We start from the raw sequence: 11,823 nt of genomic DNA on the forward strand, positions 1-11,823 counted from the left end.
ATGGAACTACTCGCCAACCTGGGTCTGGGCTTTTCCACCGCCCTGACCTTCCAGAACCTCGCGTACGCCTTCCTGGGCTGCGTGCTGGGTACCCTGATCGGCGTGCTGCCGGGCCTGGGGCCGCTGGCCACCATCGCCATGCTGCTGCCGGTGACCTACACGCTGCCGCCGGTGGCCGCGCTGATCATGCTGGCCGGTATCTACTACGGCGCCCAGTACGGCGGCTCGACCACCGCCATCCTGGTGAACCTGCCTGGTGAATCGTCCTCGGTGGTGACAACCATCGATGGCTACCAGATGGCAAGGCGAGGACGAGCGGGGGTGGCATTGGCCACAGCCGGCCTGGGCTCGTTCTTCGCTGGCTGCGTGGCCACCCTGATCCTGGCCGCCTTTGCCGCGCCGCTGTCGGAACTGGCATTCAAGTTCGGCCCCGCCGAATACTTCTCGCTGATGGTGCTGGGCCTGATCGGCGCCGTGGTGCTGGCTTCGGGTTCGCTGGTCAAGGCAATTGCCATGATCGTGCTGGGCCTGCTGCTGGGCCTGGTGGGTACCGACGTGAACTCGGGCGCCGCGCGCTTCTCGTTCGACGTGCCGGAACTGACCGACGGCCTGAACTTCGTTTCGGTGGCAATGGGTGTGTTCGGCTTTGCTGAAATCATCGCCAACCTGGAGCAGAAGGAACATCGCGAGACCTTCACCGACCACATTACCAACCTGTTCCCGACCAAGGAAGACTTCAAGCGCATGATCCCGGCGGTGCTGCGCGGCACGGTGCTGGGTTCGGCGCTGGGCATCCTGCCGGGCGGCGGTGCGGCGCTGGCGTCGTTCGCAGCCTACTCGCTGGAAAAGAAGACCTCGAAGTACTCGCATGAGTTCGGCAAGGGTGCAATCGAAGGCGTGGCAGGTCCGGAATCGGCCAACAACGCCGCGGCGCAGACTTCGTTCATCCCGCTGCTGACGCTGGGCATTCCGCCCAACGCGGTGATGGCGCTGATGGTGGGTGCGATGACCATCCACAACATCCAGCCCGGCCCGCAGGTGATGACCAGCAACCCGGCGCTGTTCTGGGGCCTGATCGCCTCGATGTGGATCGGCAACTTCATGCTGATCGTGCTGAACCTGCCGCTGATCGGTATCTGGGTGAAGCTGCTGAAGGTACCTTACCGTTACCTGTACCCGGCCATCCTGACGTTCTGCTGCATCGGCGTATACTCGGTCCAGAACACCACTTTCGACGTGTTCCAGACCGCGGCCTTCGGCGTGATCGGCTACCTGTTCATCAAGCTCAAGTGCGAACCCGCTCCGCTGCTGCTGGGTTTCGTGCTGGGGCCGATGATGGAAGAGAACTTCCGCCGCTCGCTGCTGCTGTCGCGTGGTGACTTCAGCGTGTTCGTGACGCGCCCGCTGTCGCTGGGCCTGCTGATCGCCGCTGCGGTGCTGGTGCTGGTCGTGGCGATGCCGTCGATCAAGTCCAAGCGCGAGGAAGCGTTCCAGGAAGAATAAGCAGGGAATATCGCCGGCCCTGGCGCCGGCGGCACAACGCACTAAGGGCACCGCAAGGTGCCCTTTTTTTGTGCTTGCCGCCATGTTCCGGCTCCGCCCGACCGCTGCCCGCCGCGTGACGAACTATATTGATAGCACTCGGACAACTGTCGCCTCTACGCGATGGAGGTTGAGATCATGACCATGGCTACCACGCTGGCGAAGTGCCTGAGCAAGAGGCAGAGCCAGTTCGACACCGTTCGGCACCCCTACAGCCTCAGCAGCATGGCCACTGCGCAGGCTGCGCACATTCCCGGAGACCGCCTGGCCAAGACTATCCTGCTGGAAGACGGCGGCGGCTACGTCGCGGCCGTGATTCCTTCGACGCACCACCTGAAACTGTCGGAGATCCGCGAGCAGACCGGCCGCAAGCTGACGCTGGCACACGAGGACGGCGTGCGCGAAGTGTTCCGCGACTGCGACCAGGGCGCGATCCCGCCGGTCGGCATGGCGTACGGCACGCAGACCTGGCTCGACGACAGCCTGCTGACGCATCCCGACGTCTATTTCGAGGCGGGCGACCACCAGGAACTGGTGCACATGAGCACCGGTCAGTTCCTCGACCTGATGGCCGACGCGAAGCGCGGGCATTTTGCGCACAGGATGATGTAGGCCAGGTTTCAATGCCCTGGCCAGGCCACGCGGCCGGCGCTTGCCGGCCGCTTTTCATTGCACGCTGCCGCCCCCCCTCGCTCACGTCTGGATGAAGAAAGCCCCGTCAGGGATGAGTACCCTGACGGGGCCATGCGAGCGCTGAAGCGCTCAGGTGCTCAAGCGACGTCGAACCGGTCAAGGTTCATCACCTTGACCCACGCGGCGACAAAGTCACCGACGAACTTCTGCTGCGCGTCCTCGCTGGCGTAGACCTCGCAAAGGGCCCGCAGCTGGGAATTCGCCCCGAACACCAGGTCGACGCGGGTGCCGCTCCACTTGCGCTGGCCGGTCTTGCGGTCGCTCCCTTCGAACACGTCCCGAGCCTCGGACAGCGGCTTCCATTCCGTACGCATGTCGAGCAGGTTGCGGAAGAAGTCGTTGGTCAGCGTTTCGGGCCGGTCGGTGAAGACACCGTGCGCATCCTGCCCGGTGTGGACATTCAGGACGCGCAGTCCGCCGATCAGCACCGTCATCTCGGGTGCGGTCAGGGTCAGCAATTGCGCCTTGTCGACCAGCAAGTCCTCCGCCGAAATGCTGTACTTCCCCTTCAGGAAGTTGCGGAAGCCATCTGCAATCGGCTCGAGCGCCCCGACGGATTGCACGTCGGTCTGTTCCTGCGAGGCGTCCATGCGGCCCGGCGTAAATGGCACGGTCACCCGCTGGCTGGCCTTCTGCGCCGCCTGCTCGATTCCCGCGCCACCGGCCAGCACGATCAGGTCGGCGAGCGAGATCTTCTTGCCGCCGGACTGTGCGCCGTTGAACTCGGCCTGGATCCCTTCGAGGACCTTCAGCACCTTCGCCAACTGCTCTGGCTGGTTGGCTGCCCAGTCCTTCTGCGGCGCCAGGCGGATGCGCGCGCCATTGGCGCCACCGCGCTTGTCCGAGCCGCGGAAGGTGGATGCCGAGGCCCAGGCGGTCTGCACCAGTTGCGAGACCGGCAGCCCCGACGCCAGGATCTTCTGCTTGAGCGCGGCGACGTCCTGCTCGTTGACCAGCGGATGATCTACCGCCGGGATGGGATCCTGCCAGAGCAGCTCTTCGGCCGGCACTTCCGGGCCTAGGTAGCGGGCGCGCGGGCCCATGTCGCGGTGGATCAGCTTGAACCAGGCGCGGGCAAAGGCATCGGCGAGCTGTTCAGGATGCGCCAGGAAGCGCCGCGAGATCTTCTCGTAGGCCGGGTCGAAACGCAGCGACAGATCCGTGGTCAGCATCGTCGGCCGCAGCTTCTTCGAAGGATCGTAAGCGTGCGGGATGGTTTCCCCGGCATCCTTGGCCACCCACTGGTTGGCACCGGCAGGGCTCTTGGTCAGCTCCCATTCGTTGCCAAACAGGCTCTCCAGATAGCTATTGCCCCACTTCGTCGGGGTACTGCTCCAGGTCACCTCCAGGCCGCTGGTGATCGTGTCGGCACCCTTGCCGGTGCCAAAGGTGCTCGCCCATCCCAGGCCCTGGCGTTCGAAACCGGCGCCCTCGGGTTCGGGCCCGATGTTGTCCGCGGGACCGGCACCGTGGGTCTTGCCGAAGGCATGCCCACCGGCAATCAGCGCGACGGTCTCCTCGTCGTCCATGGCCATACGCCCGAACGATTCGCGGATGTCGTGCGCCGCGGCGAGCGGGTCCGGATTGCCGTCGGGGCCTTCCGGGTTCACGTAGATCAGGCCCATCTGCACGGCGGCCAGCGGGTTCTCCAGGTTGCGTCCGGGGTCGGTGCGGCTGGTCTCGGCGCCATGCAATGCCTCGTCGGCCACGATCACGCCTTCATCCTTGCCGGCAGCACCCTTGCCGTAGCGGAGGTCACCGCCCAGCCAGGTCTTTTCCTTGCCCCAGGAGACATCCGCATCCGGTTCCCAGGTGTCTTCCCGGCCACCGCCGAAGCCGAAGGTCTTGAAGCCCATGGTCTCGAGCGCGACGTTGCCGGCCAGGATCATCAGGTCGGCCCAGGAGATCTTCTGGCCGTACTTCTGCTTGATCGGCCATAACAGGCGGCGCGCCTTATCCAGGCTGGCGTTGTCCGGCCAGCTGTTGAGCGGTGCGAAACGCTGCTGGCCGCGCCCTGCACCACCGCGGCCATCGCCAATGCGGTAGGTGCCGGCGCTGTGCCAGGCCATGCGGATAAACAGCGGGCCGTAGTGGCCGAAGTCCGCCGGCCACCAGTCTTGCGAGTCAGTCATCAGCGCGGCCAGGTCCTTCTTCACTGCTGCGAAGTCGAGACTCTTGAAGGCCTTGGCATAGTTGAAGTCGCCGCCCATCGGGTTGGACTTGCTGGAATGCTGGCTCAGCAGGTCCAGGCGCAACTGGTTCGGCCACCAGTCACGATTCGTCGTGCCGCCGCCGGCGGCATGGCTGAAGGGACACTTTGCTTCGTTTGACATACGTTTCTCCATGTAGGGACGTACTGAACACGCCTGCAGCAACGGCGTCAAAGGTTCGGGCGATCAGCGGGCGCGCGAGGGCGTGCGCCAACGCGGGAGGTCGTGGCGCCCATGGCGAGTCGGGCCACATCAGCGGCCGTCCGCAACCAGAATATATGCAATAGTGATCTTCAGGAGAATGCGTTTCTGACTATCCTGCCGATAGGTCTTGGTTATGGCAGTCAGGCAGGGGAGCAGCTACGCGCCGAACAATTCGCTGCAGGCCGCGCGCACCGCCGCGGTGACCTGCCCGCGCCCGTGGTCGCGCCGTTCCAGCATGCCGATGTGGCGCATCACGGGCTCGCCGTTGACCAGCAGCGGCAGGATGCGCAGGGCCTCGTCGTCGCGCCAGCGCGCGCGGCGCAGCAGCGGCACCACGGTCACGCCGACCTCCTGGCGCACCAGTTCCACCAGCGCCTCGATCGCGTTCAGCTCCAGGAACTCGTTGACCTTCAGGTGCGCGCGGCGCAGCGCGCGCTCGACCAGCACGCCGGTGCGCTGGCTGCGGTCGAAACGCAGGTAGGGATTGGTGGCAAGCGCCTCGCGCGCGTCGCGGCCCGGGCTGCCCCGCGCCGCGATCGCCACCAGCGGCTCCTGGTACAGCGGCGTCCAGCGCAGCGTGCCGGGCATGCGCGCGGCGCCCTCCACCAGGATGGCGGCATCCAGCTCGCCGGCTTCGACCTGCGCCGCCAGCTCGATCGACTTGGCGCCGACCAGGCGCACGTCCAGCGCGGGATACGCGCGCTTCATATGCGCCACCGCGTGTGACAGGCCGCCCATCACGGATACCACCGCGCCCACCGCCACCGCACCCGCCATGGCCTCGTCCGAGGCCAGCGGCAGGCGCATCTCGTCATACAGCGACAACATGCGCCGCGCCTGCGGCAGCAGCGCGCGCCCGTCGGCATTAAGCACGGCCACGCGGCCGCTGCGGTCGAACAGCTCGCGGCGCAATTCGGTCTCCAGCGCGCGCATCTGCAGGCTGACGGCGGCCTGGGTCAGCGCCACCTGCCCGGCGGCGGCGGCAAAGGAGCCGTGCTCGGCCACGGCGACAAAGGTACGGAGGAAGCGGACAGTGCTCATCGGCCCACGAAAATGAAGAGTCAGGCATATGCCGCCAAGGCACAATCCTTAAGATTTCCTTGTGACACTGGAAAGAAATATTAGCTTTCTTTGTGACCGGCAGCACGGAATAATGAAGGCCGATCATCAATCGGGGCCATGCGCCTGACACCGGAGACACAAATGAGATCCTGGCTGCGCCGCTTCGGCATTGCCCTTGGCTGCGGCATGTGCCTGGCCGCCACGCCCGCACTGGCCGACACCTATCCCACCAAGCCGATCCGCCTGATCGTGCCCTTCCCGGCCAGCGGCGCGACCGACCTGCTGGCGCGCGCCATCGCGCAGAAGGTGGGCGCCAGCATGGGCCAGCAGATCGTGGTCGACAACCGCCCCGGCGCCGGCGGCGCGATCGGCTCGGACATGGCCGCCAAGGCCGCGCCCGACGGCTACACGCTGCTGATCGCGACCACCAGCACGCATTCCATCGGGCCGTATATCAACCCCCGCCTGCCGTACAACACCGAGACCGACTTCACCCCGGTCGGCCAGGTGGCGATCGCCACCAACCTGCTGGTGGTGCCGAACAGCCTGCCGGCCAAGAACGTGCGCGAGCTGATCGACTACGCCAAGAAGCATCCCGGCGAGCTGAACTACGCCTCGAGCGGCAACGGCACTGTGGTGCACCTGACCGCCGAGGCCTTCAAGGCGCAGGCGGGCGTGTTCATCACCCACATCCCCTACCGCGGCACCGCGCTGGCCGTGCCGGACCTGATCTCGGGCAAGGTGCAGGTGCTGTTCGACAGCATCGTCTCGGGCCTGCCGCATGTGAAGGACGGCAAGCTCAAGGCACTGGCGGTGACCAGCGCCAAGCGCTCGCCGCTGGCACCGGAAATCCCCACGGCAAGTGAGTCGGGCCTGCCCGGCTTCGAGTCCGATACCTGGTTCGGCATCTATGGCCCCAAGGGCCTGCCGGCCGATATCGTCAACCGCCTCAATGCCGAGTTCAACAAGGCCATCCAGTCGCCGGACGTGAAGGAGCGCCTGGGCAAGCTGGGCGCCGAGCCGGTCGGCGGCACGCCCGCGCAGTTCGCCGCGATGGTGAAGAAGGACAGCGCGCGCTGGGGCAAGCTGATCAAGGATCGCAAGATCACGGCAGAATAAGCGTCACCGAGGCGCGCGAGAAAAAGGACACAGACAAGCATGCAGAACTTCAACTGGACCAATCCCTACCCCTCCGTGCGCATCCCGCTGTTTGCGCGCAACGTGGTTTCCACCTCGCACCCGCTGGCCGCGCAGGCCGGCCTGCGCATGCTGCTCAAGGGCGGCAATGCCGTCGATGCGGCCATCGCCGCGGCCGCCGCGATCACCATCGTCGAGCCGGTCTCGTGCGGCCTGGGCAGCGATGCCTTTGCCATCCTGTGGGACGGCAAGGAACTGCACGGCCTGAATTCGTCGGGCGTGGCCCCGGCGGCATGGAACCCGGAGTACTTCAAGAACAAGTACGGCACCGACGCCAACGGCCTGGCCAACCGCCCGATCCGCGGCTGGGACTCGGTCACCGTGCCCGGTGTGGTCGCCGGCTGGGCCGCGCTGCATGAGCGCTTCGGCAAGCTGCCGTTCGCCGACCTGATGGAGCCGGCGATCGAGATCGCCGAGCGCGGCTATGCCGTGCCGCCGGTGGTGGCGCACAAGTGGGCCGCCGCGGTGCCCGAACTGAAGGACCAGCCCGGCTTCGCCGGCACCTTCATGCCCGACGGCCGCGCCCCGGCGGTGGGCGAGAAGTTCACCATGAAGGCCGCCGCCGAAACGCTGCGCAAGATCGGCGCAACCCGTGGCCGCGCCTACTACGAAGGCGAGATCGCCGAGCAGATTGCCGCCTTCAGCCAGCAGTGCGGCGGCGCCATGACGCTCGACGACCTGCGCAACTACCGCCCCGACTGGGTCAAGCCGATCAGCAAGTCCTACCGCGGCTACGAGCTGCACGAGATCCCGCCCAACGGCCAGGGCATCGCCGCGCTGATCGCGCTGGGCATCCTCGACCAGTTCGACATGGCATCGATCCCGGTCGATTCGGTCGATTCGCAGCACCTGCAGATCGAGGCGATGAAGCTGGCCTTTGCCGACCTCTACCGCTACGTGGCCGATCCGCGCAGCATGGAAGTCACGCCGGAAGACATGCTGGACGACGCCTACCTGAAGTCGCGCGCCAAACTGATTGACATGCAGCGCGCCACGCATTTCAACTTCGGCATGCCCAAGGTGGGCGGCACCATCTACCTGACCGCCGCCGACGAGAGCGGCATGATGATCTCGTTCATCCAGTCCAACTACATGGGCTTCGGCTCGGGCGTGGTGGTGCCGGGCACCGGCATCAGCCTGCAGAACCGTGGCGTGGGCTTCTCGATGGACCCGAAGTCGGCCAACGTGGTCGCGGGCGGCAAGCGTCCGTTCCACACCATCATCCCCGCCTTCCTGACCAGGGACGGCCAGCCGGTGATGAGTTTTGGTGTGATGGGCGGCGACATGCAGCCGCAGGGCCACCTGCAGACCGTGGTGCGCATGCTGGACTACAAGCAGCAGCCGCAGGCCGCCTGCTGCGCGCCGCGCTGGAAGGTCAACCGCGACTTCACGCTGGACGTGGAAAGCACCATGGACCCGGCCACGGTCGAGGGCCTGAAGGCGCGCGGCCACCAGCTCAAGTCGGTGGACGATCCGTACATGGACTTCGGCTCGGGCCAGTTCATCTGGCGCCTGTCGGAGGATGCCGAGCACGGCTACGTCGCGGCCAGCGACAGCCGGCGTGACGGGCAGGCGGTGGGGTTCTGAGCCTGCAGGCCTGATTGCCTTTGCTGGAGATACGCCCGGGCCTGCCCCGGGCGTTTTTCATGGTGCGCCGGAACTGTCCGCAACTGGCCCGCCCGCGATCGGCGCAACTGTGCATGGCGTGTCCGCCCCCGCCCCGTACACTTGAGACCAACCCGCCTCACGGAGCCCCCGCGCCATGACCACCTACGCTTTCCGCCTGCTCAACGTCTTTGCCGAATCCACCTTCGGCGGCAACCCCCTGTGCGTCTTCGAGGATGCGCGCGGCATGGACGACGCCACCATGCAAGCGCTGGCGCTGCAGTTCAACCTGTCGGAAACCACTTTCATCCTGCCGTCGGAGCGTGCCAGTGCGCGGGTGCGCATCTTCACGCCGGGCTATGAGTGCGCTTTGCCGGTCATCCGACGCTGGGCACCGCGCACGTGGTGCGCGGCCTGGCCGGCACCGGCGACGCGCTGACGCTGGAGTTTCCCGCGGGCGTGGTGCCGGTGACCGCGCAGGGCGATGTCTGGACCTTCACCGCCCCGCACAGCGGCAAGCCCAAGACCGCACCGGTCGCCCTGCCCGACGCCGACATGGCCAGCCTGCTCGGGCTGGAGGAACGCGACCTGCTGGTGTCGCCGATGTGGGTCGACACCGGCGCCGACCAGTTGCTGGTGGCGGTGCGCAACACCGATGCCGTGCGCCGCGCCAACCCCGACAGCGCACGCCTGGCGGTCTGGCCGCAGAGCAGCCTGGGCCGCAAGACCGCCTACGTCTTTGCCTTCGACCCGGAGCAGCCCGGCCGCGTGCTGTCGCGCTACTTCTTCACCAAGCAGGGCGGCGGCGTGGCCGAGGATCCGGGCACGGGCTCGGCCTGCGCCAACCTGGGCGGCTGGCTGCTGGCCACGGGCCATGCGCTGCCGGCTGAATACGCCATCGACCAGGGCGAGGCCGTGGGCCGCCCCTGCCGGCTGCACCTGGCCGTCAACGCCGACGGTGCCATCCGCGTGGGCGGCCGCGTGCTGGAGATCGGCCAGGGCACTGTGACCGTGTAAGGCTACCGAAACGCTTCTGCGCTACATTGGCGGCTCCCCTCCCCCGACAACCAACGCCCTGCCTGCCATGATCCCGCACGCCATCACCACGCTGGCCCAACTGGAAGCGCTCTACGCGCAACCGGCGGCCCCGTCGCTGTCCAAGGAAGTCGACTACCTGCACCCGCACTACCGCGCCTTTATCGAGGCCGCACCGTTCTGCCTGCTGTCGACGGTGGGCGATGACTGGGCCGAATGCTCGCCGCGCGGCGACGCGCCGGGCTTCGTGCAGGTGCTGGACGAACGCACGCTGCTGCTGCCCGACCGGCGCGGCAACAATCGCATCGACAGCCTGCGCAATATCGTTGCCGATCCGCGCGTGGGGCTGCTGTTCGTGATCCCCGGCGTCAACGAGACCATCCGCATAAACGGCACCGCGCAGATCAGCGTCGACCCGGAGCTGATCGCACGCTGCGTGGTCGACGGCAAGACCCCGACCACGGTGCTGGTGGTCACGGTGCAGTCGGTGTTCTTCCAGTGCGCCCGCGCGCTGATCCGCTCGCGCCTGTGGGCCGCGGACGCGCAGGTCGCGCGCCAGTCGCTGCCCAGCAACGGCGAGATCCTGGCCACGCTGACTGAAAACGCCATCGACGGCGCGGCCTATGACCGCGACCTGCCGGAGCGGCAGCGCACCACCCTCTACTAGCCCCGGCAACCATCGCAGCGCACCGGCGCCTGATTTCGCCTAGTCGCGCGGCAGCCACTGCGGCGCATGCGTGCCGAGCGGCTCGGACGGCAAGTTCCAGCGCGCCGGCGTCTCCGACAGGTGCGCCGCGTGGCGCACCACTGTCAGCATGCCAAAGCCCGACGGCACGGCCTCGAGCAGGTCGGCCACGTCGTCGATCTTCTGCTCGGGCGCCTTGAGCCCGTCCGGCACGCGCCCCAGGCCGCGCAGCCACTGCCCCACCTGCGCCAGCGACACGCGCACATGCCAGCTGCCGCCCTCCACCGCGCGCCGGTGCAGCGCGGCCATCGCGCCGAAGGCCAGCAGGTAGCCCGCCGCGTGGTCCAGCACCTGCGCCGGCAACGGGCGCGGGGTGTCGCTGCCGGCCGCCTGCGCTTCGGCATCGTTGAAGCCGGTGGCGGTCTGCACCAGCGAATCAAAACCGCGCTTGAGCGACCACGGCCCCACGTGGCCGTAGGCGCTCAGCGACACATAGACGATGCCCGGCCGCGCGCGCGCCGCGGCCTCGGGGCCCACGCCCAGTTCGGCCAGGCCGCCGGGGCGGTAGCCCTGCACCATCACATCGGCGCCGTGCAACAGCTTGTGCAGCGTGCGCTTGTCGTCGGGATCGCGCAGGTCCAGCTGGCAGCTGCGCTTGCCCCGGCCGGTGTCGATCACCAGCGGCGCGATCGACGGCAGGTGCGAGGCGGTGACCAGCAGCACGTCGGCGCCGTGCGCGGCCAGCGTGCGGCCCGCCACCGGGCCGGCGATGATGCGGGTGAAATCGAGCACGCGCACGCCCGACAGCGGCTGCGCGTCCGCGGATGCGGGCGCCGGCAGCGGCTGCGGCGGCGCGTCGCCGATGCGCTCCAGCGTCACCGGCGGCAGGCCGCGCAAGGCGGCGGCCTGCGGATGGCGGTCCCATTCGTCGAAGCTGCGCAAGGCGGCAACCACCAGGCCCGCGTCGGACGCCGCGGTCTCGAAGGATTCGGCGTCGCGCTTCTCCAGCGCGGCCTGCACCGCCGCCTTGTCGTTGGCGCAGCCGAGCAAGCGCACCACGCCGTCGCGGTGGTGCGGGAAATTGGTATGCAGGCGCACCCAGCGGCCGTCGCCACAGCGGTAGAGGCCGGCCAGTTTGTCCCACAGCTCGGGCGCGGGCCCGCCGTCGACGCGCAGGTAGCGTTCGCTGCGGAATTCGGTGATGGCATGGCGCATGTCGACGCTGACGTCCTGCCAGCGGCCGGTGCGGCTGTGCCACAGTGCGGCGGCGGCCAGCGCCGAGGCGCCAAGGCTGGCCTGGGCGGCGGTGCCCACGGCAAAGCTCGACGGCAGCACCGGCTCGGCGCCGTCCAGCTTCAGGTGCGCCAGCGCCTCGGCGGGCAGGCCGGCGTCGCGCCACAGCGCGTCAATGACATCAGAGGGCTCAAGCGGCACCGGCGCCGCATCGGATTGGGCGTTCATGGGCATTCCTGCAGCAGTGGACCAAAGCCGGCCACGGCGGGCCGGCACGGCTTCCATGCTACTCCGGCACATCACTTTCGTCGCAGCCGGACGCATCCGCGCGGAGGCAAATCCGGGATCTGGGCGGAA

At 67.7% G+C, this 11,823-nt stretch carries 8 protein-coding genes and 1 pseudogene; 6 read left to right on the forward strand and 3 right to left on the reverse strand.

Annotation, left to right across the window (positions count from 1 at the left end):
- A complete protein-coding gene (locus DN412_RS00240) occupies nt 1-1,503 on the forward strand; it encodes a tripartite tricarboxylate transporter permease (protein WP_115012686.1) in 1,503 nt (500 codons plus the stop codon).
- Between the two features lie 177 nt (nt 1,504-1,680).
- Nucleotides 1,681-2,154: an aminoacyl-tRNA deacylase gene (locus tag DN412_RS00245; protein ID WP_115012961.1), complete on the forward strand. Its 474-nt coding sequence runs from the start codon at nt 1,681-1,683 to the stop codon at nt 2,152-2,154.
- Between the two features lie 158 nt (nt 2,155-2,312).
- Here DN412_RS00245 and katG read toward each other — a convergent pair whose 3' ends face one another.
- Nucleotides 2,313-4,568 carry a catalase/peroxidase HPI gene (gene katG, locus DN412_RS00250; RefSeq protein ID WP_115012687.1) on the reverse strand — a complete coding sequence of 752 codons (2,256 nt, stop codon included), beginning with the start codon at nt 4,566-4,568 and terminating at the stop codon, nt 2,313-2,315.
- A 237-nt stretch (nt 4,569-4,805) separates the two neighbouring features.
- Nucleotides 4,806-5,690, reverse strand: coding sequence for a LysR substrate-binding domain-containing protein (locus tag DN412_RS00255; RefSeq protein WP_115012688.1), 885 nt, complete (start codon nt 5,688-5,690; stop codon nt 4,806-4,808).
- A 162-nt stretch (nt 5,691-5,852) separates the two neighbouring features.
- Here DN412_RS00255 and DN412_RS00260 point away from each other — a divergent pair, with 162 nt between their 5' ends.
- The 4 genes and pseudogenes from DN412_RS00260 (at nt 5,853) to DN412_RS00275 (ending at nt 10,215) form a co-directional block, all read left to right on the forward strand.
- Nucleotides 5,853-6,830 carry a Bug family tripartite tricarboxylate transporter substrate binding protein gene (locus DN412_RS00260; RefSeq protein ID WP_115012689.1) on the forward strand — a complete coding sequence of 326 codons (978 nt, stop codon included), beginning with the start codon at nt 5,853-5,855 and terminating at the stop codon, nt 6,828-6,830.
- Nucleotides 6,831-6,869: 39 nt separating this feature from the next.
- Nucleotides 6,870-8,495, forward strand: coding sequence for a gamma-glutamyltransferase (gene ggt / locus DN412_RS00265; protein WP_115012690.1), 1,626 nt, complete (start codon nt 6,870-6,872; stop codon nt 8,493-8,495).
- 175 nt (nt 8,496-8,670) lie between these two features.
- Nucleotides 8,671-9,530: pseudogene (locus DN412_RS00270) on the forward strand (PhzF family phenazine biosynthesis protein).
- 67 nt (nt 9,531-9,597) lie between these two features.
- Complete coding sequence (locus tag DN412_RS00275; protein WP_115012691.1) at nt 9,598-10,215, forward strand: pyridoxamine 5'-phosphate oxidase family protein; 618 nt, start codon at nt 9,598-9,600, stop codon at nt 10,213-10,215.
- Between the two features lie 39 nt (nt 10,216-10,254).
- On the opposite strand, the gene DN412_RS00280 is transcribed toward DN412_RS00275, so the two are convergent.
- The gene (locus DN412_RS00280; RefSeq protein WP_115012692.1) at nt 10,255-11,694 is read right to left on the reverse strand and encodes a CoA transferase; all 1,440 of its coding nucleotides are present in this window, start codon (nt 11,692-11,694) and stop codon (nt 10,255-10,257) included.
- Nucleotides 11,695-11,823: the final 129 nt, after the last annotated feature.

The sequence above is a fragment of the Cupriavidus lacunae genome, assembly GCF_003353055.1.
GTDB classification, from domain to species: Bacteria; Pseudomonadota; Gammaproteobacteria; order Burkholderiales; family Burkholderiaceae; genus Cupriavidus; species Cupriavidus lacunae.

Bases quoted from the DNA above. Each gene is read 5' to 3' on its own strand.
- DN412_RS00240 (WP_115012686.1), top strand. From the start codon at position 1: ATGGAACTACTCGCCAACCTGGGTCTGGGCTTTTCCACCGCCCTGACC.
- DN412_RS00245 (WP_115012961.1), top strand. From the start codon at position 1,681: ATGACCATGGCTACCACGCTGGCGAAGTGCCTGAGCAAGAGGCAGAGC.
- katG (WP_115012687.1), bottom strand. From the start codon at position 4,568: ATGTCAAACGAAGCAAAGTGTCCCTTCAGCCATGCCGCCGGCGGCGGC.
- DN412_RS00255 (WP_115012688.1), bottom strand. From the start codon at position 5,690: ATGAGCACTGTCCGCTTCCTCCGTACCTTTGTCGCCGTGGCCGAGCAC.
- DN412_RS00260 (WP_115012689.1), top strand. From the start codon at position 5,853: ATGAGATCCTGGCTGCGCCGCTTCGGCATTGCCCTTGGCTGCGGCATG.
- ggt (WP_115012690.1), top strand. From the start codon at position 6,870: ATGCAGAACTTCAACTGGACCAATCCCTACCCCTCCGTGCGCATCCCG.
- DN412_RS00275 (WP_115012691.1), top strand. From the start codon at position 9,598: ATGATCCCGCACGCCATCACCACGCTGGCCCAACTGGAAGCGCTCTAC.
- DN412_RS00280 (WP_115012692.1), bottom strand. From the start codon at position 11,694: ATGAACGCCCAATCCGATGCGGCGCCGGTGCCGCTTGAGCCCTCTGAT.